The sequence below is a fragment of the Haloechinothrix aidingensis genome, assembly GCF_013450155.1.
Classification (GTDB): domain Bacteria; phylum Actinomycetota; class Actinomycetes; order Mycobacteriales; family Pseudonocardiaceae; genus Haloechinothrix; species Haloechinothrix aidingensis.
The window spans coordinates 696,973-720,342 of the sequence record NZ_JACCKD010000001.1 but is presented as its reverse complement, the minus strand read 5'-3'; the positions used below and the strand labels follow the sequence as shown (position 1 = coordinate 720,342).

Genomic DNA, 23,370 nt, shown 5'->3' with positions numbered 1-23,370 from the left:
ACCCTACTCAACCGGGATGCTCACCGGGACAGGACGCTACGCAGCGCGGACTCCAGCCGCGCGGCGTCCCTTGCCCAGGCCAGCACGAGCGTGCCGTCGTCGAGGCGGAGCAACAGCTCCTCGTACTTGCGTGGCGGCGTCATACCACCGCCGAGTACCCGGGTACCCGCCGGCGCGAGGCTGGGACGCTCACCGCTGTCCGCGTCGGCGCCTGCCTCGACCCGGTCGATCCGGTCCACGGGCACGCGCTCGTCCGCCTGGCACAGCTCGGCGGCGGTCAGCCGCACCTGGAGGAAGCGGCGTCGCGCGTACACCCACAGCGCGGTGAACAGCATCAGGACCGCGCCTGCGAGCGTCCATCCCATGACGTGGGGGCGCAGGCCGAGCAGCAGGTCGAAACCCATCCCCGCGACCGCGAGGCCCGGCGCCCACACCAGCGGCCACCAGGTCGCGCCGATCTCCTCGTAGAGGACCGTCCCGCTGCGGTCGGCCGCCCCCGGCGCCCCCTCGCTCATGGTGTGTCCCGCCATCGCCGGACCGTCCGCGGCAGCTTCGGGAAGTAGTCCCCGGCGCCCGGCAGGAAGGTCAGCACGATCGCCACGCAGGCCAGCACGACCGCGAGCGTGGTGACGGCGTTGACGAACGGGTCGAGGGGGAGGATGTGGAACGCGACCATCACCAGGGTCAGCGCGATGAGCACCGACCGCGCCGAGCGGGTCCCCTCCCGCATCTTGTACGCGAAGAGCAGCGACAGCACCCCGAACGCCACCCCTGCCATCGCGAACATCCACAGCACGGTGGGTATCCCCGCGGCGATGTCCTCCGCGCTGACCCCGCCGGGGTCGGCCTCGACGAGCTCGGCGACGATGGCGTCCTGCCGCGCGGGCAGCAGCAGGAAACCGACGATCAGCCCGGCCGAGGCGACCACCCAGATCCAGAACGACAGCCGCACCTGCACCGGCGGGCCGCCCTCCGGGGTACGTCGCGCACCCGAACGGGGTGACAGGCCCGCGGCCTCGCGCTCCGACTCGTTCTCGGGTTCGTCCTGTTCCGACACGGCGCCGCTCCCGGGGTCAGTCGAGCCAGCGGGCGGCGTCGGCCGCCCAGTACGTCAGCACCATGTCCGCGCCCGCACGCCGCAGCGCGGTCAGCGACTCCAGGACGGTACGCTCACGCTCCAGCCAGCCATTGGCCACGGCGGCCTCGATCATCGCGTACTCACCGGAGACCTGGTACGCCGCGACCGGCACACTGGACTGCTCCGCCGCGTCGGAGAGCACGTCGAGGTACGACATCGCCGGCTTGATCATCACCGCGTCGGCGCCCTCGGCGATGTCCAGTTCGATCTCGCGCAGCGCCTCTCGCGCGTTTCCCGGGTCCTGCTGGTAGGTCTTGCGGTCGCCGGACAGCTGCGAGTCGACGGCCTCCCGGAACGGGCCGTAGAAGGCGCTCGCGTACTTGGCCGAGTAGGCCAGGATGCCGACGTCGGTGCGGCGCGCCTCGTCCAGCGCCTGCCGGATGGCGCCCACCTGGCCGTCCATCATGCCGCTCGGGCCGAGCACGTGCGCGCCCGCGTCGGCCTGGGCAACGGCCATCTCCGCGTACCTGCTCAGCGTGGCGTCGTTGTCCACATTGCCCGACGCGTCGAGAACACCGCAGTGCCCGTGATCGGTGAACTCGTCGAGGCAGGTGTCGGCCATCAGGACCGTGTCGTCGCCGACCTCCGCGCGCACGTCGCGCAGCGCGGAGTTGAGTACGCCGTCGGGATCCGTCGCGCCGGACCCGCGCGCGTCGTGTACGCGGGGGACACCGAAGAGCATCAGCCCCCCGACACCGGCCTGCACAGCCGCCACGGCTGCCTTGCGCAACGAGTCCCTCGTGTGCTGCACGACTCCGGGCATGCTCGAGATCGGGTGTGGCTCGGTGTTGCCTTCGGCGACGAACATCGGCAGCACGAGGTGCCGTGGCCGCAACGTGGTCTCACTGACAAGGCGGCGGAGCGCGGGCGTACCGCGCAACCGGCGTGGTCGGTGCTCGGGAAACACGCCACTGACGGTACTCGGACGGCGGTGGCGGGCACCACAGCCCCCCACCGCCGTCCGGGTCAGCGCGTCAGGACGATGTCGAGCTGCGGCGGGTGCGCTTGGCCTTGCGCGGCGGCGGCAGGGCACCCTCGGCACGCAGCTTCGCCGCGTGCTCGGCGAGCTCGTCGACGAGCACGGTCGCCAGCTGCTTGGAGGCCTGCACGTCGACGCGCAGGCCGAACTCCGCCGCGGTTTCGGCGGTCTTCGGCCCGATGCAGGCCACCAGCGTGCGCTGGTGCGGCTTACCCGCGATACCCACCAGGTTGCGCACCGTCGATGCCGAGGTGAAGCACACCGCGTCGAAACCACCTGTCTTGATCATCTCGCGGGTCTCGGCCGGTGGCGGCGCGGCACGCACCGTACGGTACGCCGTGACGTCGTCGACTTCCCAGCCACGCTCGGTCAGGCCTGCCGAGAGCGTCTCGGTCGCGATGTCGGCCCGCGGCAACAACACCCTGTTGACCGGGTCGAACACGTCGTCGTAGGGGTCGAACTCCGCGAGCAGGCCCTCGCTGGACTGGTCGCCGGACGGCACGAGGTCCGGCACGATCCCGAACGCGCGCACCTTCGCCGCCGTGGCCTCCCCGACGCAGGCGATCTTCACTCCGGAGAACGCGCGGGCGTCCAGCCCGAACTCGCTGAACTTCTCCCACACCGCACGCACGGCGTTGGCCGAGGTGAACACCACCCACTGGTAGCGGCCATCGACGAGTCCCTTGACGGAACGCTCCATCTGGGCGGGGCTGCGCGGCGGCTCCACCGAGATCGTCGGCACCTCGTGCGGGGTGGACCCGTGGCCGACCAGGCGGTCCGTCATGTCGCGCGCCTGCTCCTTGGTGCGGGGGACGAGCACCTTCCACCCGTACAGGGCACGCGACTCCCACCACGACAGGTTTCCACGCTCGCCCGCGACCTCGCCGATAGTGATCACCAGCGGGCCGACCGTCTCACCCACGTCCGCGGCGAGCGCGGACAGCGTCGTGTCGATGGTGCGTTGCGTGTTGATCGTCCCGTTCGCGGTCACCGCGACCGGCGTCTCCGGCTTGCGCCCGTGCTCGGTGAGCGCGGAGGCGACCTCGGCCAGGTGGGCCGAGGTCCCGTGCAGCACCAGGGTGCCCGGCGCGCTCGCGAGCGAGGCCCAGTCGACCTCGTTGCGCAGGTCGATCTCGGTGTAGTCGCCGCCGAGGGCGATCCCGGCGTAGGCAGGCACAGCCACACCGGGCGAGACACCGGGGACGATGTCGAACACCGCGTCGGTGCGCGCGACGGCGTGCGCCTCGCCGACGACGGCCTGCTGTGTCAGCGGGTCGCCCGCCACGAGGCGGATCACGAGCCTTCCCGCGTCCGCCTCGTTGGCGAGGTCCTTGGCGACCTCGCCCGGCTCACCCACGGCAGGTCGCACCTCGGACTCGTCGCCCGCGTAGGCGAGGGCGGTCGACGGCACGTCCGGGTTCGTGACGACCAGATCGGCCGAGCCGAGCAGTTCCTTGGCGCGCACCGTCAGCAGCCCGGCGTCACCCGGCCCGGAGCCCACGAATGCGACACGCCCTGGGGACTTCTCTGCGGGGGTCATCGTCTGCGCTACTCCTTGATTTCTCGTTCTCGCTTGCGCGCGGCCGGGCTTCGCGCGGGCACAGCGCGAGCGTCCCGCTCGCGTACCCGCGTCGTCCTCCTACCGCTCGGTCACACCGGTTATTCGGTCACATACCCAGGGGTTTCGACGCTCCTGCGCCGAGATCGAGCAGCTCCGCGGCCACCTTCTTGCCGAGGAACTCGGCCTCGGCCAGGTCCCCCGTCGCGGACGCCCGCAACACCTCGCTGTCGTCCGGCTCGCCGGACGCCGCCACGCCGCGCAGCAGGATACGCAGCACCGTCTGCGCCACACCGTCCGTATCGTCGATATCGGACACCACGTCGGCCAGCGCCCCGACCGGCGCACTACAGCCGGCCTCGAGCGTGGCCAGCACAGCGCGCTCGGCGACCACCGCGGCACGCGCCGAGGAGTCCTCGGCGCTGTCCCGCAGCAGCTGCTCCAGCTCGACATCGGCCGAGCGACACTCGACTGCCAGCGCCCCCTGAGCCGGGGCGGGCAGCATCTGTATGGGGTCGATCGTCTCCGTCGCCTCGTCGAGCCTGCCCACCCGTGCCAGTCCGGCACGCGCGAGCACGACCCCGTCCATCTCCCCGTCGGCGACCTTGCGCATCCGGGTGTCGATGTTGCCGCGCACCCCGGTCACCTCGAGACCGAGCCCCAGTGCCCGAAGCTGGCAGGCTCTGCGCGGCGACCCGGTGCCGACGACAGCACCGGCGGGCAGCTCGCCGAGGGTGAGCCCGTCCCTGGCGACCAGCACGTCCCTGGGATCCTCCCGTTCCGGGACGGCGGCGATGACCAGGCCCGGTTCTTCGGCCGTCGGCAGGTCCTTGTAGGAGTGCACGGCGACGTCGATGTCCCCGGCGTGCAAGGCCTCGCGCAGCGCGGACGTGAACACGCCGACGCCGATCTCGGTGATCGGTGCGCTGGACCGGTCACCCGAGGTGGAGATCCGCACGGTCTCCACGGTATGACCCGCGTTCTCGAGCTTGTCGGCGATCGTGCGAGCCTGCGCCAGCGCGAGCGTGCTCGCCCTGGTCCCGATCCTGATCGTGCCTGTCACCGTGCCGACCCCCCTTCGGGGTCCGCCGTCCCGTCCTGCTCGGCGCGGTCGTGCTCGCCGAGCGGCCGGCTCGGGCGGCTGAGCGTGGCAGGGGTCGCGGGATCGAGTCCGAACAGCTCGCGCAACGCCCCTGCGTAGTCGGTGCTGCTCTCGGTTCCCTCCGAGGCCAGTTGCTTGACCCGCACGGTCGGCGCGTGCAGCAGCTTGTCCACGACGCGGCGCACCGTCCGCGTCACCTCGTCCCTTGTCTGCTCGTCCATCCCGGGCAGCCGTCTGTCCAGCCGCAGCAACTCGGCATCGACGACCTCGGAAGCCTGCCTGCGCAGCGCGGTAACCGTGGGGGTGACCGCGGCGCTGCGCTGGCCGGCCAGGTACTCGCGGACCTCGGCACGCACGATCTCCGCGGCATGCTCGGTGTGCGCCCGCACGCTGTGCTCGTCGACCTGGTGTCGCACGGTCTCCAGGTCCACAAGGCGCACGCCCGCGACGTCGCCGACGGCCGGCTCGACGTCGCGCGGCAGGCCGAGGTCACAGATCACCAGCCCGTCCTCGCGCGTGCGTTCCGGAAGCACGTCGGCGGTGAGTACCGTGTCCTGCGCACCCGTGCAGCACACCACGAGGTCGGCGCCAGCGAGGATGTCCGGAAGCTCGCCGAGCCCCACGGCGCGGGACGGGATGCCGTGCTCGGTGAAGGAGGAGACCAGGCGCGTGGCGTTGTCCACGCTCCTGTTGGCGACGGTGACGTCGGCGATACCGTACTCGCGTAGCTGCGCCGCGGCGAGCGCGCCCATCGAGCCCGCTCCGATGATCACTGCGGACCGGCCTGCCAACGCTCCGGTACCGTCCACGGCCGCTTCGAGCGCCTCGGAGACCACGGACGCACCGAGCGCGCCGAGCTCGGTCTCGCTGTGCACACGCTTGCCGGCCCGCAGGGTGCTCTGGATGAGGTCGTGCAGCGTGCTGCCGACCGTGCCCGCCTCCCGCGCCGCCGCGTAGGCCGCCCGGACCTGTCCGAGGATCTGGGTCTCGCCGACCACCATCGAGTCGAGGCCGCACGCGACGCTGAACAGGTGCTCGGCCGCGGCACCGGCATAGTGCACGTACATGCTGTCGTACAGGCTTGCCACGTCCACGCCCGCCATCCGGGCGAGCACCGATGACACCCCGGACAAGCCACCGTGGAAGCTCTCCACGACCGCGTAGATCTCCACGCGGTTACACGTCGACACCAGCATGACCTCGCTGACGTCCTGCGCGTTCTGCAGCTCGTGCAAGGCCTTGGGTACCTCGTCCTGCGGTACCGTGACTCGCTCGAGGGTGCGCAGTTCAGCGGTGCGGTGCGACAGCCCGACAGCCAGCACGCTCACTCATACCACCTCACCATTGGATGATGCCCGGGAAAGCACGCCCGTTCCAGCGGATGTGACTGAGACCGGACCGCCGTCTGCCGGATTCCCGGCGTCGCGGGACGCCACATGGAACGACAGCATCTGCAGCTCCACGGCGAGATCGACCTTACGCACCTGGACGTGCTCCGGGGCGTGCAGGACCACCGGCGCGAAGTTCAGGATGCACTCCACCCCGCCCGCGACCAGCCGGTCACACACCACCTGCGCCGCCCCCGGCGGGGTCGCGATCACGCCGATCGACACCTGCCGCTCGGCACACACCGCGGGGATGTCATCCAGGTGCGAGACGGCGATACCGCCCACCGGAACACCGATCAGGTCGGGGTCGACGTCGAACAGGGCGGCGACGGGGAAGCCGCGCCCGGGGAAGCCCCCGTAGTTGGCAAGCGCGTGCCCGAGGTTCCCGATCCCGGCCACGGCCACCTTGTGCTGGCGGGTAAGCCCCAGGATCCGCTCGATCTCCTCGGTGAGCACCCCGACCTCGTAGCCCACCCCGCGGACACCGTAGGACCCCAGGTAGGACAGGTCCTTGCGTAGCTTCGCCGAGTTGACTCCCGCCGCGGCCGAGAGCTCCTCGCTGGAGACGGTCACCGCGCCCTGCTCGGCCATGGTGGTCAGCACGCGCAGGTATACAGCCAGCCGCGCCACGGCCGCTTCGGGAACGGCACGCGCCTTGCCCGCGTCCCCGTCCGGCGCCGAACCGTCCGGTCCCGACCCGTTGTCGGTCACCGCAGGCATCTCCGCCGTCGGCGCGCTGTCCGCGTCGGCCGCGCGACGTGCGCGCTTGGGCCGCGCGCGCCGTGCGGCAGCGGCGTCGCCGTTGTTGCCCGCGGATCCGGCGGACTTGGCTGTGGCCTGATTGCCGGCCCGACTACCGGTACCGCCGTCTCGGCTCCGCCGTCCGACCACGCTGCTTCTCCTTGCAGATAACTCAACTCACACGAGGGATACGCACCAACGCTTGACGCACTGCCCGCCACGGTGTTGGATGCGTCTTCCGCGAGCGGTGTACGGCTAACGGTAACCGCTTGTGAAGGTGTGCACAAAATCCTCGATTGCTCAGGAGCTCGCCCCGGGCCCGCGCGCGATCACGACGGCCTCGCGGGGTCCGGCATCCGCCGGCCGGGCGAGCCGTCCAGGAAGCCGCCTCTCGGCCGGCCCTCAGCCACGCAGCGCGCCACGCAACCGCGCCTCGTCCACAGCCCAGTAGCCGTGCTCCTGCCCGTCCACCAGGAACACCGGAACCCGGTCGCCGTACTCGGCACGCAGCTCCGGATCGCTGTCGACATCGGTAACCGACCAGCTCGCGCCCAGTTCGGTGCAGATCCGCTCGACCGCGCGCTCACCCTCGACGCACAACGTGCAACCGTGCCGGCTCAGAACCGTGACATGACCCATAAACACCCATAATGCCCCCGTTCGCCCGCCGCGGGCCCCGCAGGGGGCGCAGCAAGCCCGTATGCACCGCGAACGTTGGTTGACATACGGCTACTACTCACACGCTAGAGTGACTCGCGTCATAGACCGAACGGATGGACGTCTCCGAATTGCAACCCGGGAAAGACTACCTACTGACGGGTAATACGACGTATGCTTCCCTAGCCCGGGTTATAGCGGCCAGAACGCTGCGACTTGGAGTGACGGACACCAGCACGACGAGGAGACCCCGTGTCACACCGCCTCGCCGATCGATCCGGCGACCGCATCGCCGCTGGTGTTCGCCGGCACACCGGTACCCGTGCGCCGCGTGCGTACACCGGCGAGCTCCCAGGAGGGCTGCTTGGATGACCTTGCACCTCGCCTTCTCCGCTACGGCTCCGCCCGCCGGCGCTCCCGCCGAACGGGCCGGATCCCGCCCATCGGGCAGCGCGTCGAGCACGATCGCTCCGGTGGAGCGGGACGCCCCCGCCACCCGTGCCCCTGATGGCGAGCGGGTGAGCGCCCGCGATGGCGCCCGCACCGCCCACGACGAGGCTCGTGCGGACACTCAGCAGGACCAGGACGCCAAGAACACCCAGGACGCCAAGGACGCCAAGGACACCGGGGACGCCGCGGCAGCAGCGGCCACGGCCGAGGCATGGGAGCTGGTACACGCGGCCCAGGCAGGCGACACGGGCGCGTTCGGCAGGCTCTACGACAGCTACGTCGACACGGTCTTCCGGTACGTGCTGTTCCGTGTCGGGGACCGGGAGCTGGCCGAGGATGTGACCAGCGAGACCTTCCTGCGCGCCCTCCGCAGGATCTCGTCGGTCAGTTACCAGGGCCGCGATGTCGGCGCGTGGTTCATCACCATCGCCAGGAACCTCGTCCTCGATCACGTCAAGTCGAGCAGGGCCAAGCGCGAGGTGGTGACCTCGGAGCTGGCGGAGTCGGGGCCTGTCGCGTTCGTCGGCACCGACCGTGCCGACGACTCCGGGCCCGAACAGCAGGTCCTGGCTTCTGCGACCAAGAACGAGCTGTTCCGGTGCATCGACACGCTCGGGGGTGACCAGCGCGACTGCATCGTGCTGCGCTTCATCCAGGGCCTGTCCGTCGCCGAGACAGCGCAGATCATGCAGCGCAACGAGGGCGCCATCAAGGCCCTCCAGCACCGCGCGGTGCGCAGGCTCGCGCACCTCCTTCCCCCCGGCTTCCACTGAGCGCACCGGCAGGCACGAGCCGCCGATCACGACCGCACCGTGCCCGCTGACCGTGTGGGCCTCGGCCGGCCGGCGTAGCCGCTTTCATACGTTTGTGCGTATCGCCCGCTGCGCCGTAACCCTCGAGGTCACGAGTCGTTACTCCAGGAACGAACCCCTACTCGTCAGCGACGTCGAGTACGTGCCGCTCCGCGCGGCACGTCAGGGGCGGTCGACGCACTTGGAGGCGAAGCAAGCGGTGAACCAGCCCGTGTGGTACCGGCGTAACCGGGAACGGAGCGAACGCTTCGCCCGGGCGATCGATGACGATGACCACCCCGGGCCCCAGGAGTTCACCAGGGAGCTGGCCGTGGTGTCCGCGCTACGCACACTGGGCACCGAGGAAGGCGTCGACCAGCATGCCCGCCTGCGTATGCGGGAGCGTGTGCTCGGGGCCGATGCGCAGGCCGGGTCCGTCGCAGGCGCGGCCGCAGGCTCACCGGGCACCGGCGCGAGCCGGCCCCGGCGCCCGCGCGTGAGCACGATGCTCGCCGCCGCGGTCGCCGCCGTCTTCGCGCTCGCGTTCGTCGGGGCCGACCTCGCCGAGGACGCGCTGCCGGGCGAGATGCTCTACGAGGTCAAGCGCAGCACGGAAGCCCTGGAACTCGAGACAGCGGTGGGCGACAGTGCGCGCGGTGCCAAGCATCTTGAGCTGGCCTCGACCCGCGTCGCCGAGCTCGAGTCGCTTGCCGGTGACCGCGACGTGGGACGGGCGCACTCCGTCCACCGGGAGCTACTCACCAATCTCGAGACCCACGCCACCACCGGCGCGCAGCTGGTGACCACCACGGCCACGCGGTCGGGAGGCGACCGTCTCGAAATCCTCGGCGACTGGGCCGCCGAGCACGCGGGCCGGATGCGCGACATCGAGACCGCCCTGCCCGCGGAGGCGCGCGCCCGGGCACGGGCCGGTGCCGAGCTACTCACCGCGATCGAGGACCGCGCGAAGGCGCTTGCCGAGCGCATGACCTGTTACCCGATCACGACGGGCCGCACGGACGAGCTCGGAGCCGTCCCGGCGACGGGTTCCTGCGCGGGCTCCGCGGCAGCGAGCACGGGCCTGCAGCAGGGCGGGCAGGAGGCGGGTTCCACCTCGCCCGGTGAGCCGACGGCGTCCGGCCCCGGCACCGGCACCGCTGCGGACCCCACGGAGTCCGGCGCCGAGTCCGGCACACCACACGTACAGGACCCCGTCGACATGCCCGGTGCACCGGCGGCGACGGACGAGCCGTCGGCACCGGACACCGGGGTGGACGTGCCCGGCTCACCACAGGCCCCCTCGCCGGAGACGAGCGCCGAGACGGGCATCTCGGACGATACCGAGCTGACCGGCTCCGAGCTCGACGAGCTCGAGACGGACCTCACGGGCGACTCCGGCTGACCCAGGTCTCCGGCGCTCCCGCCCGGCGACGGGACGGCCGCCGGACAGGGGCCCTGTCGCGCGGCAGGACAGCCGGTTGGGAGAGGGCGTGTCACGCCGCGGGCGGAAACGAGAGCGACAGCGCTACGCGAGCGCGCCGGCATGGTGGCTACGCTGTGGCCCAGCACTCCATTCATATCCGTGACGGGAGGCGGTGCGCGTGTCGCTGTGGCGCCGGAAGGCCAAACGCCACGAGCTGGAACGGCTTGCCACGCTGGCTGGGGAGGCCTCGGCCGAGGCAGCCAGCCGGATGGACCTCGCCGCGCAGCGCGACGGCGACGAGCCGGAAGGCCACGCCGCGCGCTCCGCGACGGCCGGGCCACCCGCCCCGCCGGATCTCACCGCGGCGGCCTTCTTCGATGTCGACAACACGATGATGATGGGCGCGTCGATCTTCCACTTCGCCAGGGGGCTGGCCGCGCGCAAGTACTTCACCACATCGGATCTCGCCGGGTTCGCGTGGCGGCAGGCGAAGTTCCGGATCGGCGGCAAGGAGACCAAGGACACCGTCTCCTCGAGCAGGGAACAGGCACTGTCGTTCGTGGCTGGGCGCAGCGTCGAGGAGCTCAACACGGTCGGCGAGGAGATCTACGACGAGCTGATGGCCGACAAGATCTGGTCGGGCACACGCGCACTCGCCCAGATGCACCTGGACGCCGGTCAACGCGTCTGGCTGGTCACGGCGACCCCGGTAGAGCTCGCCGCGATCATCGCACGCCGGTTGGGCCTGACGGGTGCGCTGGGGACCGTGGCCGAGACCGATGATGGGGTGTACACCGGCAAGCTCGTCGGCGACCTGCTGCACGGGCGGGCGAAGGCGCACGCGGTGCGCGCGCTGGCGGCGAAGGAAGGCCTGAACCTCAAGCGGTGCACGGCGTACTCGGACTCGCAGAACGACGTGCCGATGCTGTCGGTGACCGGAACCGCGGTGGCGATCAACCCGGACGCGGGCCTGCGCGAGGTCGCCCGCCGGCGCCAGTGGGAGATCCGCGACTTCCGTACCGGTCGCAAGGCCGCGAAGATCGGGGTGCCCTCGGTGCTCGGCGCGGGCGCGCTCGCAGGCGCGGTGGCGGCGGGCGTCGCTTTCCGCAAGCGTTAGATCGTGCCCGTCCCGCCAGGGGCCCGCGGGGGCGGGGGTCCTTACCCGCCGAACACCCCGCGGCGCCGCTCCAGGCGCGTGTAGAGCATCTGCTGGATCGCCTCACGCACCTGGTCGGTAAGGGTGAACGCCTCCATCGGGTCGCCGTCGCTCGCGCAGCCGTCCACCTCGATCGGCTCGCCGAACTCGATGGTCCACTTGGTCGGCAGCGGGATGGCGCCGAGCGGGCCGAGCAGCGGGAAGAACGGCGTCACCGGGAAGTACGGCAGGCCGAGCAGCCGCGCGAGCGGCTTGATGTCCCCGAGCTTGGGGTAGATCTCCTCAGCGCCGACGATCGCGCACGGGACGATCGGCACCCCGGCGCGTATCGCTGCCGAGGCGAACCCTCCCCTCCCGAAGCGCTGCAGCTTGTAGCGGGCGGAGAAGTGCTTTCCGACGCCTTTGAAACCCTCCGGGAAGACCCCGACGAACTCGCCTCGGCCGAGCAGGCGCTCGGCGTCGGAAGAGCAGGCCAGCGTCTGCCCGGTCTTCCTGGCGAGCGAACCCAGCACCGGAATCTGGAAAACGAGATCGGCACCGAGAATGCGCAGGAACCGGTCTCCTGGGTGGTTGTCGTGTACCGCGAGCGCGGTCATCGCGGCGTCCAGCGGCAACGTTCCCGAATGATTGGCCACGAGAAGCGCCCCGCCCCGTTCCGGGAGGTGTTCGGCACCGCGCACATCGACCCTGAACCACTTGTCGTACAGCACGCGCAGCGCGGGCGCGATCACCTGCTCGGTCAGGTCGGCATCGAACCCGAACTCGTCTACGGTGTACTCACCGGTGAGCCGGTTCGCCAGGAACGCGACGGCCTCGGCGAGCGACTCCGGCAGCACTTCGGGCACGGCGTCGGTCCTGCCGTCCTGGCCGGAATGGGCCCAGCGCTCCTCCGTGGTGGCGGCGCCGGGGAAGCGCACGATCGACGCGCCTTGCGACCGCCGGGGCTCCCCGCTCCGGGAGTGCTCGCCGGACTCGCCCCGCTGCGCCGCCGTGGCGGGCTCCGCACCGGTGCCGGTCCCGCGCGAAGCGCCGTGACTTTCCGGATCGCCGGCCTCGTCCGGCTCCCTGGCCCCGTCCGGCTCCCCGGCCGGCCCCCGATCCGGCCGGGGCAACCGCAGGACCGTGGCTTGCTCGGGAATCGGCGGCCCCTCGGCCACACCGTCCCGGCGTCCGCGACCGTTTCCGGAGAGACGGGCGCCGTTGACATGATCCCTGTCGGTCATGGTGATGTCCCTCCGTAGTCCTCACCGTGTCTGGAGGCGGGCAATGCCGTGTCACCAGGGCTGTGCTCGTCCGGATGCCTGGCCCGACACGGCCGATGTCGCGACCTTCCCAGCCAGGGTCGCCAACGACTCCCTGTCCACGACCGGGCCAAGGGCCCTGCCTCGAACGTAGTCGTCGAACGCCTCGCGAGTCGTCCACCGCGGCGCGTAGCCGAACTCCTGCTCGAGCCTTGTCGTGTCGACCACGCGGCCGTAGGTGAGTAGCTGGATCTGGTCGGGTGAGAAGTCGACGAGCTTCGCACCGCGCAGGACCGGGGCGATCGTCGGTAGCGCCGAGCTCGGAACCGGCAGCTCCACGCGTCCGGCGAGCCTGATCGCCTGTGACAGCATGATGACGCCGTCGGCGGCCACGTTGAACGTTCCGGGAATGTCGCGCATCGTGGCCTGCTCCAGCACGGCCAGCGCGTCCGCGGAGTGCACGAACTGCATGCGCGCGTCGTAACCGAAGATCGTCGGCACGACAGGCAGCGCGAAGTACCTGGTCAGCACCGTGTCCACGGCAGGCCCCATCAGGTTGGCGAAACGGGCCGTCGTCACGGTCAGATCCGGTCGCCTGCGCCGCAACCCCCGGATATAGCCCTCCATATCGATCGCGTCGGAGACGTAACCGCGGGAGGATGCCGGTTTGAGCGGGGAGTCCTCGGTGAACACCGCCTGCGACCGTGGTCCCGCTCCGTACACCGCAGCGGTCGACTTGACCACGAGCTTGCGCACCCGCGGCGAACGCTGGCACGCGGCGAACAGCCGCATCGTCCCGATGATGTTGGTGTCCTTGACCGCCACCCGCGGCGCGGGCCCCGCCGGGTGCGCCGTCATCGAGGCGTGCACCACGGTGTCCACGCCTGCGTCGGCGATGATCCGTTCGATGAGGGGGTTACGAATATCGGCCCGCACGAACTCCGCCCGGCCCATACGGTCGACCAACCACTGGGACGGTGGCACGGTATCGACACCGATCACTCGCTCCAGCTGCTCGTTGGAACCCAGCCGCGCGAGAAGCTTCCCGCCCAGCTCGCCCCCGACGCCGGTCACAAGCACTACGTTCGACGGCATCGATACCCCTCGTGGATACATTCAATCTGCGTGTGTACCGCAGCGCGGTCGATCGTCCCGGCCAAGACGGTCACACGCTTCGTGGTGGCGATACTATCGCGGCCGGCACGCCGGTAGATAGTCATATGGACGGGCGTTCACCTGGTGGTAACAAGCTCGACGACCGGCGGGCCCGCGCGGCCCCGACGCGTGCTCCGGCGCGTGCGCCGGCGGCCCCGCGTCTACTTCCCCTGCCGTCGTTGCATCCGGGTGCGGCGCAACAGCTTGCGATGCTTCTTCTTCGACATGCGCTTACGGCGCTTCTTGACCACCGAGCCCACGGACGTCACCTCACGATCGCCGGTACCGGCACGGGCCGGGTCAGCCACCTCGCGTGCCCGGGGTCCGCGCGTGGCGCCCACGGCCGCGCGGGCTCACCACGCCTCCTGCGTCGTGCTGCCTCGCGCGCGGACGGCGTCCAGCCGCGCCACCCGTCGTCACCCGGCGTCGAAGTAGGCGCCCTCGAGGTAGTCGTGCACGGACTTCTCCGGCACCCGGAAAGACTTACCGACCCGGACCGCCGGCAGCTCGCCGGAGTGCACGAGGCGGTACACGGTCATCTTCGACACCCGCATCAGCGTCGCGACCTCGGCCACCGTCAGGAATTGCACCTGCTTGTGCGAGGGCGAGTCATCCTTCTTCGGCGGCATACGTCACCGTGCCCTTCGCGCCAGCTACACCGCTGACGACATTGACACCATTCTCAACGGGTCCTGCTCACCTGTCCGGCCACCAGCCGCCCCGCGGGCACACCTGCCGTGTCCGTCCACGGCCAGCATCCTCATCCCCGAGCCTAGCGGTACAGGCGAGGCTCATGCGACACCTGCGACCAAGTTGCAACCATCGTAGGCGTGTCGGTACCGAACAGACGCAGCCATTCGTGTTAATGAGCCTTACCCGAGGCGGTGTTGTGGGTGCCTGTGGGTGACTCGACTCCGTATCGGTACGGCAGCGCGTTATGCGTGCTCAGGAATCTTCATGAGCTTTGCCCAGTTCCACCGAGCGGTCCCGCGCGGCCTCGATCGCCGACAGGAACGCGGCACGCACTCCGTGGTTCTCCAGCTCCCGGATCGCGTTGATCGTCGTACCGCCCGGTGACGTGACAGCCTCCCGCAGGGTGACCGGGTGCTCTCCGGTCTCGGCGAGCATCTTCGTCGCCCCGTAGGTGGACTGGATGATCAGCTTCTCTGCCACGTTGCGTGGCAGCCCCAGCAGGATACCGGCGTCAATCATGGCCTCGACCAGGAAGAATACGTAGGCGGGGCCCGATCCGGACAGGGCCGTCACCGCGTCCTGCTTCTCCTCGGGGATCGAGACCACCTCGCCGACGCTGGAGAGTAACTGCTCGACGAGCTTCACGTGCGCGTCCGTCGCGTGGCTGCCCGGCGAGATCGCGCACATCGCCTCGCCGATGACCATCGGGGTGTTCGGCATGACCCGCACGACCGGGCACGCACCACCCAGGCGACGCTCGAACAACGCGGTCGGCAACCCCGCGCACAGCGACACCAGCAGTGTCCGGCCGTCGATGAGGCCGGCCAGCCTCTCCAGCAGCGGGTCGATGTCCTGCGGCTTGACCGCGACCACGAGAACGTCCGCCGTGGCGGCGGCCTCGTCGAGCTCGACGTGCCGCGCGGCGAGCCGCTCGGTCAGCTCGGCCGCCCGTTCCGGGTGGCGTTCCGTGAACAGCAGCTCCTCGGGCCGGTACCCGCTGTGCAGCAGTCCGGACATCAACGCCTCGCCGATCTTGCCTGCTCCCAGCACAGCGACGACGGGGTTCGCCGGTGCGGGGGATGTATCGGCCTCGGGCACGGAGTCGCGGTCGGTCATGCCCTAAGCCTGCCAGAGCCGGTACGGCAGCCGCGTAGGACGGTCGGCTGTGGGCGAGGCCGGGCTGCACACAGCGGCGCGGTCACCGGGCACGTCACGGCCCGCCCGGCCCGTTCCGCGGCTACGCCGGACCGGGGGTGATGGCCAGCTGCCGCGACTGGCAGATCAGCTGCCCTGCCGAGTCCAGCACGGTGGCGCTGGAGTCGAACCAGTTGCCGTACACCGCCTCGCAGTCCACCTGGATCCGCATCCATCCCGGCGCGGGTGTGGTGCGCAGGTAGGAAGTCATCTGCACGGTCGGTGACCACCCCTTGCGGCCCAGGTTGAACGGGACCGGCGGGTTGATGTCGCCTGCGAGCAGCGCGAAGTACACGTCCACGTCCGCGCTGCGCGGCCGCGCCCACAGCCGCATGCGCAGCGATGAGCTCGGGTCAGCGGTCCCGGCCGGGCGCCCCTTCTTGCCCGTCAAGAACCCCGCCGTGCTGGCGTCGATGCGCACCTCGCAATCCTGAGCGAGCCGGAACACGCCATCGCCGAGGTGGTCGGCCAGCGTGATCGCGTTCGCAGGGGGCTCGGCAGCGAGGACGGGTAGCTCCGCCGAGGTCGCGCGCTGCTCGGGCAACCGCCCCAGCAGCACGTGCGCCTCGACACAGCTGCGCCCTCGCTGCTCGAGGCGCACTCCCACCACGGTGGTCCGGCGTCCCGCCTTGCGCAGCTCGGTACGCAGCAGTACCGGCCCGAGCTCGGTTGCGCGCAGGAACTCGGCGCTGACGGCGAGCGGATCACCGCCCAGCTCGGTGTGTCCCGACAGCACGGACGTTGCCGTCCTGGCGAGCAGGGCCATGATGAAGCCCCCGTGCGGATGCCCTCCGATGGACCACTCGGACCGCAGGGTCGCGGTGAATGTGCCGTCACCCAGCGAGCGCGGGTGGCACGCCTCGGCGAACGCTACCGGGGTATCTGCGGTCGTCATGTGGTACAGCCCCGTTCGTCGTCACGTGGTGTTCTCGGCGGGTTCACCACACCAGCGGTGGCACGTGAGGTCAGCAGGGACACGGGGGAACCCTACGTGGCAGCTCGAACATGGCAACACACGGTTCGTGTCAGTCCTGCTTGAGTTCCGGTGACCACCGAGCCGCGAGTGCCCCGGAGGCAGCCCGGCTACTGGCCGAGGTACAGCCTGGCGAACAGGAGCGCCTCGGTCAGCTCGCTCACACGGCGCGCCTGGCTCCGGGCCGCGCGCGTGTTCAGCTCGATCACCACCTGACCGTCGAAGCCGGTAGCCGCCAGCTTCTCCAGCATCTCCGCGCACGGTTGCGACCCGCGACCCGGCATCAAGTGCTCGTCCTTGGGCTGCCCGGTGCCGTCGGCGAGGTGCAGGTGGGTCAACCCGGTACCCATCCGGTCGGCCAGCGCGAAAGCATCCATACCGGCCGCGGCCGTGTGCGACAGGTCCAGCGTGTAGTGCGCATGGCCCACATCAGTGGGGTCGACCGAGGGGCGGAACGCCGACACCCGCCGATCCTTACCCCCCGGAGGCCGAACCTTGAACATGTTCTCGACGGCGACCTCGACGCCGCTGGACTCCTCGAGCTCGGCGACCAGCTCAGGGAAGGCATCGGCGTAACGGCGCTGCCAGCGAAAGGGCGGATGCACCACTACCGTGCGCGCCCCGAGCTCCAGCGCGGCGTCGACCGTCCTGCGCAGCCGCTCCTCCGGGTCGGGTGACCAGATGCGCTGCGTGATGAGCAGGGACGGCGAATGGACGGACAGCACGGGCACGCCGGTGCTCTGGGACAGCCACTTCAGCGCGGAGACATCCTGGCTGATCGGGTCGGGCCAGACCATCACCTCGACCCCGTCGTAGCCGATATCGGCGGCCAGTTCGAACGCGGTGTTCGCGCGCGACGGCCACACCGACGCGGTGGACAGCCCTACCGGTATGTGCCCGGCACCGCCCCCGGCGGCAGCGGAACCGGCATACCTGCCCGCTTCGTGATGTCCAGCACGACCTGCACTATCACCGACGTTCTCAGCGTGGTTCACCCAACGGTCCTATCGGGAAAGCAACAGCATCGCGGCGGGGGACACGGTCACCATGAGTCCAACCAGCACCGCGAGCACGGTGGTCTGCATATCCTCTGCCCGACGAATCTTACGCACCAGCCACACGAGGCCGACGATCACCGCGAGCGCGGCTATCAGAGCGGCGGCCGGGGTCCGCATCCACAGCCAGTTGAACGACAACCACACGACGGCTCCGCCGAGCACGCCGAGCACGAGCTGACCGGCCATGACGAGCCACTGCTTGACCGGCGAGCGCTCCTCGAACTCGTCGTCGTACTCGTCGGGATACGCGTCGGCGTACTCGCTGTCGTCGGCATAACGGTCCGCACCGCGCAGGTCGGCGTCCGCGAACCAGCCGTCGCTCGCCACGCCGGTTCCGTCGTCGTCGGGGGCGTAGGCGGGTGCGTCGACGTCGACGTCCGGTTCCTCGACTGCGATTCCCGCCTGGTGCACGTCGTCCTCGTGCGCGGGCAGCTCACCGGCATCCTGGTCGGCGATGTCGCCGCCGGAGACTGCCGGGGCGAGGCCGTCCTGCGGGCCGACGCCCGGCTGCCTGCCGGGATCCTCGCCGGATACCGGGGCGAACTCGTCGGTATCGGCCTCGCGCGATGGCCCGGTACGCACGGTCGTCGCGGCCTGCCACGGGTCCGGGTACGCGTCCTCGCCCCACGCCTGCGCGAGATCCTCGCCCTGCGCGGGGTGCTGACCGCGGCGCGGCTCGGCATCCGCGCCTGCCGTTCCGCCGTCCAGTTGCCTGCGATGCTGCTGGACCGACTGCGAGTAGCCCGAGCCGGGGTGTGCCTGCCTGGGAGGCGGCGGGGAGGGAGCCGCAGGCCCCGCCGGGAACTGTGACGTCGCAGGGGGGTGCGAGGCATCCGCCGATCGCGGTGCCTGTGCCGGTCGCGGGGGGTGCTGCGGTTGCCCCGCGTGCCGCGGCTCGGCGGGTTCGACGTGGTTCGGCCGGGAGTCGATCGTCCCGTGCCTGCCCCCTTCGGGGGGTGCGGTACCGCCCGCGGGCGGAGGGGGGGCGCTCGACCCGTTCGCCGACTCGTGCCGCGGCGTGGGGTGCGGGTGCCCGTTACGGTCTTCCCCTCCGGTGTCACCGGTCTCGGAACGGATCCGCTCGATGATCGCCTGTGGCGCCGTCGTCGCGATATCGGCCTCGGCGGGCGCGCCGTCATCGCCGTCGTCGTCCGCACGACGGCGATGACGGCGGCGCGAACCACTCTCCACGCTACCGCCGTGCTGTGCCAGCAGCTCAGCTACCGTGCGCTGAGACTGTTGACTATCACGATTTCGGCTCATCTCTGTCACCGTGCCCGAGCTCGGCCAACCAAGTCCAGTTCACATCGGCCCTGCCCCTCAGGACAGGATCTCAATCCCGCGCCGAGCCCGTGTCAGCGGCTCGACGTGATTGTCGCCGTTCGTATGATCCAGGCGGCGCAGGATGACTCCCTCCCGCAACGCCCACGGACAAATCTCCACCTCAGAGCAGGACAGCGCCCGCATCGACGCCTGCGCGACCAGTGCGCCGCCCACCAGCTGGTGAGCCCGGCTCGCCGTGACTCCCTCGAGCTCGGCGAGGTCGGCCGCGGTCATCCGGGTGATGAACGACAGCAGCTGGCGCAGTCCCGTATCGGTCAACGTCCTCCGCACGCGCGGGCCCGCGGAGGACGGAGCCGCGCCGGTGAGCCGCGCGAGCGAGCGAAACGTCTTCGAGGTGGCCACGACCCGATCGGGGCTGCCGAACATCTCCAGCTCCCTTGGCAGCTCGGACAGCTCGTGCTCGAGCCACGCCGCGGTGTCGACCACCTCGGACCGTGTCGGCGGGTCGTGGGAGAAGCGCGTCCGCGTGACACGGCCGGCGCCGAGGGGGAAGGACTCGGCCATGTCGGGGGCCTCGTCGATCCCCATGGCGAGTTCGAGAGAGCCACCGCCGATGTCGATTACCAGCAACCGCCCCGCCGACCAGCCGAACCATCGGCGAGCGGCCAGGAAGGTGAGCCGTGCTTCCTCGTCGCCGGAGAGCACGTGGAGCTCCACCCCGGTGTGCTCGGCGACGGTGCGCAGCACGTCGCTCGCGTTACCGGCCTCCCGCATCGCCGAGGTCGCGAACGCGAGCATCTCCTCGCACTGCAGCCGCGCCGCGGAGTCCTTCGCCGCCTGCACAGCACGGATCAGATCCTCGGTGCCGACGTCACTGAGATCCCCCGAAGGGGTCAGCCGTTCCGCCAGCCTCAGGGACGTCTTCTCCTTGTGCATCGGCGTCGGGTGCCCGCCGCGGTACGCGTCCACCACAAGCAGGTGCGTTGTGTTGGATCCCACGTCAAGCACTCCGAGTCGCACAGTCGCTTACGGTACCCGCTTTGCCGTCTCGCTGTGCAGTATCGAGAGACGAGACACGTCCGTGCGGCGCCGGGCGGTCCCACGCGCCGCACGATCGGCCGAAATGCGCTGGTTATACGACTCACGCGGTTCGTCTCGGCGTACCCGGCCTCCGGCGCGGTGCCCGTTACGTCTCGAACTTGTACCCGAGGCCCCGCACCGTCACGAGATACTGCGGTGCGGCGGGGTCGTTCTCGATCTTCGCGCGCAGGCGCTTGATGTGCACGTCAAGGGTCTTGGTGTCGCCGACGTAGTCGGCTCCCCACACCCTGTCGATCAGCTGTGCCCGGGTGAGCACCTTGCCCACATTGCGCAGCAAGTACTCGAGCAGGTCGAACTCCTTGAGCGGCAAGGTGGCTTCGGCGCCGTCCACGGTGACCACGTGCCGCTCCACATCCATCCGTACCGGCCCCGCGGCGAGCACCGGCTGCTCCTCGCCCTCCGGAGCCGGGTCGCTCCTCCGCCGCAACACGGCTCGCACACGCGCGATCAGCTCACGCGCGGAGTACGGCTTGGTCACGTAGTCGTCCGCGCCGATCTCCAGCCCGACCACCTTGTCGATCTCGCTGTCCCGCGCCGTCACCATGATCACCGGTACGGCTGCACGCTGCCGCAGCTGCTTGCACACGTCCGTGCCGCTCATCCCGGGCAGCATCAGGTCGAGCAGCACGATATCCGCGCCGTTGCGGTCGAACTCGTCCAGCGCCTGCTTGCCTTCCGTCGCCACGGCCGCGGTGAAACCTTCCTTCCGCAACATGAACGCCAGCGGTTCGGCGAAGGACTCCTCGTCTTCGACGATCAGTACCCTTGTCACGCGGCTCCTCCAAGCCTTGTCAACTATCCGAACCGGACTCCCCGGTATCGTTCGGACGACCGTCCCCTCCGGTCACGCCTCGCTGGGACCGGCGCTGGACCATCGTGTCCTGGTCTTCCTCCTGCGCCGCCGGGTGTTCGCCCGCACCCTCCCCCTGCTGGCCTGCCGGCAGGCACAGGGTGAACGTGGAACCGGTGCCCGGGCGGCTCCACAGCCGCACCTCGCCACCGTGGTTGGCAGCGACGTGCTTGACGATGGCCAGGCCGAGGCCGGTGCCGCCGGTCATCCGGGAGCGGGCCTTGTCGACCCGGTAGAACCGCTCGAACACCCGCTGCTTGTCCTCCTCCGCGATCCCGATCCCCCGGTCGGTCACGCCGATCTCCACGGTGTCGTCCACGCGCCTGCGCGAGATCGACACCGGGCTACCGGCAGGCGAGTACGCGATGGCGTTGGTCAGCAGGTTCGCCAGTGCGGTCACGAGCAGCATGTGATCGCCCTGCACCACCAGACCGCTGTCGGCGTCGGTGTTGACGGTGCTCTCCTCCGCCTCGGCGGCATGACTCACCCGGCTGAGCGCGTCGTTGACGACCGCGTCGACCTCCACGGCGGTCGGCTCGGGCAGCTTCTCGGCGCCCTGCAGGCGGGACAGCGCGATTAGCTCGGTTACCAGCGCCCCCAGCCTGGTGGACTCGTGCAGCAACTTCTCACCGAAACGGCGCACCTCGTCGGGATCGTCCGCGGCGTCGAGCAGCGTTTCCGCGAGCAGGGCCATCGCCCCGACCGGTGTCTTGAGCTCGTGGCTGACGTTGGCCACGAAATCGCGCCGGGTGGCCTCGAGCCGGACGGCCTCGGAGTGATCGACCGCCTGGATCACCGTGTAGCCGTTACCGAGCGATGCCACCTCACCGACAACGGCCTCCGGCTGCCGCCCGCGTGCCTCGAGCGGGGACAGATCGATCTCCACCCGTTCTTCGGAGCTCGCCACCTGCCCCGCTGCCTGCCGGGCGCGGGGGTCGGCCTGGTTGTTCCGCACCAGCCCCAGCTCGGCCGCGCGCGGGTTGTGCACCACCGTATCGCCGCTCGGGCCGAGTACCACGATGCCGTTGTGCGAGTTGTGCACAAGGCGCATCAGCAGGTCGACGACCGTGGGTCCGGTCCGGCTGCCGCCGCCCCGGCGTTGGCGCGCCCGTGTGGCCGCGTAGCCGATCAGCAGTCCGGCGATCAGTGCGCCTGCGGCCAGTGCGAGCGTTCCGAGCAGGGTCACGGGCGCATGGTAAGCACGTACGTAGCGTGTCGGCCTAGTGTTATCCGCACATCCGTGACGCCCGTGACACTATCCCGCCACCTGTTCGCTCCCCGTTCACCTGCACGACAGGCTCCGCTTGCCGGCGCCTCACTCGCATGTCGGGTCACGCACCGTGGCGATCTCCCGCGCGGTGCACGCGTTACCCGAAAGAGTTCACGTCCATCACCGCGTATACACGAAGCGTCGCTCAGCGCCCCTGGCTGGCGACCGCGGCGGCCGCCTCGGACGCGGCATCCGGATCGAGATAGGTTCCACCCGGCGTGACGGGGGTGAGCCGCTCGTCCAGGTCGTAGCGCAGCGGGATACCCGTGGGGATGTTCAACCCCACGATGTCGGCCTCGGAGATACCGTCCAGATGCTTCACCAAGGCACGCAACGAGTTGCCGTGCGCGGCGACCAGCACGGTCCTACCGGCGCGCAGGTCCGGCACGATCGCGGACTCCCAGTACGGAACCAAGCGGGCGACCACGTCGGCAAGGCACTCGGTCAGCGGCGCGTCATCGCCGATGCCGGCGTACCGCGGGTCGGTGTCCTGACTGAACTCGCTGCCCTTCTCGATCGGCGGCGGCGGCGTGTCGTACGAGCGGCGCCAGAGCATGAACTGCTCCTCGCCGAACTCCTCGAGGGTCTGCTTCTTGTCCTTGCCCTGAAGCGCCCCGTAATGACGCTCGTTGAGCCGCCAGTCGCGGCGCACGTCGATCCAGTGTCGACCAGCGACGTCGAGAGCGATGTTCGCCGTGGAGATCGCGCGGCGTAGCAGCGAGGTGTGCACCACGTCCGGCAGCAACCCGGACTCGGCGAGCAGCTCGCCACCCCTGCGGGCCTCGCCCTCACCCCGTTCCGAGAGCGGGACATCCACCCACCCGGTGAACAGGTTCTCGGCGTTCCACGTGCTCTCCCCGTGCCGCAGCAGCACCAGCGTCCCGACATCGCCCATGCACTCCAGCTTGCCAGAACGCCGTACGGACCGGGCGCCGGGTCGCGCATCCGGCGGCGCGTGGCCGGGCGACACAACGTCCTGCCGTCGTCCTGCCGTCGCTCTACCCAGAGTGTTCCTCCACCGGTGCGTGCCACTCCTGAACAGAGCGTTCACTGATTAGAGACGCGAAGACCGCCGGAATGTAGTTGCGCTGCGTGGGCAAATTTCACCGAATACACTCGATCGGAGGCCTGTAGGGGGTTGTGCGATACGGCATACATCTGACAAGTT

The 23,370-nt window shown here is 70.2% G+C and carries 23 protein-coding genes; 3 read left to right on the top strand and 20 right to left on the bottom strand.

The window, feature by feature from the left end:
• Window positions 1-20: 20 nt before the first annotated feature.
• The 8 genes from H0B56_RS03545 to H0B56_RS03510 form a co-directional block, all read right to left on the bottom strand.
• On the bottom strand, window positions 21-530 hold the full coding sequence (locus H0B56_RS03545) for a DUF3093 family protein (protein ID WP_246360788.1): 510 nt from the start codon (window positions 528-530) through the stop codon (window positions 21-23).
• The gene (locus tag H0B56_RS03540; RefSeq protein WP_180891449.1) at window positions 512-1,057 is read right to left on the bottom strand and encodes a hypothetical protein; all 546 of its coding nucleotides are present in this window, start codon (window positions 1,055-1,057) and stop codon (window positions 512-514) included. Before H0B56_RS03540 ends, H0B56_RS03545 begins: the two co-directional genes overlap by 19 nt.
• Window positions 1,058-1,073: 16 nt before the next feature.
• Window positions 1,074-2,045 (bottom strand): porphobilinogen synthase, encoded by a 972-nt coding sequence (hemB, locus tag H0B56_RS03535; RefSeq protein ID WP_180891448.1) that lies wholly within the window; start codon window positions 2,043-2,045, stop codon window positions 1,074-1,076.
• A gap of 67 nt (window positions 2,046-2,112) precedes the next feature.
• A complete protein-coding gene (locus tag H0B56_RS03530; protein ID WP_180891447.1) occupies window positions 2,113-3,657 on the bottom strand; it encodes a bifunctional uroporphyrinogen-III C-methyltransferase/uroporphyrinogen-III synthase in 1,545 nt (514 codons plus the stop codon).
• Between the two features lie 127 nt (window positions 3,658-3,784).
• Window positions 3,785-4,738, bottom strand: a complete 954-nt coding sequence (hemC, locus tag H0B56_RS03525; RefSeq protein ID WP_180891446.1) for a hydroxymethylbilane synthase — start codon at window positions 4,736-4,738, stop codon at window positions 3,785-3,787.
• A complete protein-coding gene (locus tag H0B56_RS03520; RefSeq protein WP_180891445.1) occupies window positions 4,735-6,105 on the bottom strand; it encodes a glutamyl-tRNA reductase in 1,371 nt (456 codons plus the stop codon). The genes hemC and H0B56_RS03520 overlap by 4 nt, the downstream gene beginning before the upstream one ends.
• Entirely contained in the window at window positions 6,106-6,885 is a 780-nt protein-coding gene (locus H0B56_RS03515) for a redox-sensing transcriptional repressor Rex (RefSeq protein ID WP_180891685.1), read from the bottom strand.
• 423 nt (window positions 6,886-7,308) lie between these two features.
• On the bottom strand, window positions 7,309-7,545 hold the full coding sequence (locus H0B56_RS03510; protein ID WP_180891444.1) for a glutaredoxin family protein: 237 nt from the start codon (window positions 7,543-7,545) through the stop codon (window positions 7,309-7,311).
• Window positions 7,546-8,081: 536 nt separating this feature from the next.
• On the opposite strand from H0B56_RS03510, the gene H0B56_RS03505 reads away from it, so the two are divergent.
• The 3 genes from H0B56_RS03505 (at window position 8,082) to H0B56_RS03495 (ending at window position 11,344) form a co-directional block, all read left to right on the top strand.
• Window positions 8,082-8,786: a sigma-70 family RNA polymerase sigma factor gene (locus H0B56_RS03505; protein ID WP_425484490.1), complete on the top strand. Its 705-nt coding sequence runs from the start codon at window positions 8,082-8,084 to the stop codon at window positions 8,784-8,786.
• Between the two features lie 238 nt (window positions 8,787-9,024).
• A complete protein-coding gene (locus tag H0B56_RS03500) occupies window positions 9,025-10,206 on the top strand; it encodes a DUF5667 domain-containing protein (RefSeq protein WP_180891442.1) in 1,182 nt (393 codons plus the stop codon).
• A 193-nt stretch (window positions 10,207-10,399) separates the two neighbouring features.
• A complete protein-coding gene (locus H0B56_RS03495) occupies window positions 10,400-11,344 on the top strand; it encodes an HAD family hydrolase (RefSeq protein ID WP_425484482.1) in 945 nt (314 codons plus the stop codon).
• 41 nt (window positions 11,345-11,385) lie between these two features.
• Here H0B56_RS03495 and H0B56_RS03490 read toward each other — a convergent pair whose 3' ends face one another.
• The 12 genes from H0B56_RS03490 to H0B56_RS03435 form a co-directional block, all read right to left on the bottom strand.
• Window positions 11,386-12,495, bottom strand: a complete 1,110-nt coding sequence (locus H0B56_RS03490; RefSeq protein WP_425484489.1) for a lysophospholipid acyltransferase family protein — start codon at window positions 12,493-12,495, stop codon at window positions 11,386-11,388.
• Between the two features lie 162 nt (window positions 12,496-12,657).
• Window positions 12,658-13,719 (bottom strand): NAD-dependent epimerase/dehydratase family protein, encoded by a 1,062-nt coding sequence (locus H0B56_RS03485; RefSeq protein ID WP_180891439.1) that lies wholly within the window; start codon window positions 13,717-13,719, stop codon window positions 12,658-12,660.
• Between the two features lie 221 nt (window positions 13,720-13,940).
• Complete coding sequence (locus H0B56_RS03480; RefSeq protein WP_089300574.1) at window positions 13,941-14,039, bottom strand: 30S ribosomal protein bS22; 99 nt, start codon at window positions 14,037-14,039, stop codon at window positions 13,941-13,943.
• Between the two features lie 156 nt (window positions 14,040-14,195).
• Window positions 14,196-14,408 (bottom strand): helix-turn-helix domain-containing protein, encoded by a 213-nt coding sequence (locus H0B56_RS03475; RefSeq protein ID WP_089300364.1) that lies wholly within the window; start codon window positions 14,406-14,408, stop codon window positions 14,196-14,198.
• A gap of 316 nt (window positions 14,409-14,724) precedes the next feature.
• A complete protein-coding gene (gene proC / locus H0B56_RS03470; protein WP_180891438.1) occupies window positions 14,725-15,588 on the bottom strand; it encodes a pyrroline-5-carboxylate reductase in 864 nt (287 codons plus the stop codon).
• A 121-nt stretch (window positions 15,589-15,709) separates the two neighbouring features.
• Window positions 15,710-16,561, bottom strand: a complete 852-nt coding sequence (locus H0B56_RS03465) for a thioesterase family protein (protein ID WP_180891437.1) — start codon at window positions 16,559-16,561, stop codon at window positions 15,710-15,712.
• Window positions 16,562-16,749: 188 nt separating this feature from the next.
• On the bottom strand, window positions 16,750-17,520 hold the full coding sequence (locus H0B56_RS03460; protein ID WP_180891684.1) for a sugar phosphate isomerase/epimerase family protein: 771 nt from the start codon (window positions 17,518-17,520) through the stop codon (window positions 16,750-16,752).
• A gap of 123 nt (window positions 17,521-17,643) precedes the next feature.
• The gene (locus H0B56_RS03455) at window positions 17,644-18,960 is read right to left on the bottom strand and encodes a hypothetical protein (RefSeq protein ID WP_180891436.1); all 1,317 of its coding nucleotides are present in this window, start codon (window positions 18,958-18,960) and stop codon (window positions 17,644-17,646) included.
• 57 nt (window positions 18,961-19,017) lie between these two features.
• Entirely contained in the window at window positions 19,018-20,001 is a 984-nt protein-coding gene (locus tag H0B56_RS03450; RefSeq protein WP_180891435.1) for a Ppx/GppA phosphatase family protein, read from the bottom strand.
• A gap of 166 nt (window positions 20,002-20,167) precedes the next feature.
• Window positions 20,168-20,854 carry a response regulator gene (locus tag H0B56_RS03445; RefSeq protein WP_180891434.1) on the bottom strand — a complete coding sequence of 229 codons (687 nt, stop codon included), beginning with the start codon at window positions 20,852-20,854 and terminating at the stop codon, window positions 20,168-20,170.
• Between the two features lie 19 nt (window positions 20,855-20,873).
• The gene (locus H0B56_RS03440) at window positions 20,874-22,118 is read right to left on the bottom strand and encodes a sensor histidine kinase (protein WP_343063736.1); all 1,245 of its coding nucleotides are present in this window, start codon (window positions 22,116-22,118) and stop codon (window positions 20,874-20,876) included.
• Window positions 22,119-22,347: 229 nt separating this feature from the next.
• Entirely contained in the window at window positions 22,348-23,097 is a 750-nt protein-coding gene (locus H0B56_RS03435; protein ID WP_180891433.1) for a phosphoglyceromutase, read from the bottom strand.
• Between the last annotated feature and the right edge of the window lie 273 nt (window positions 23,098-23,370).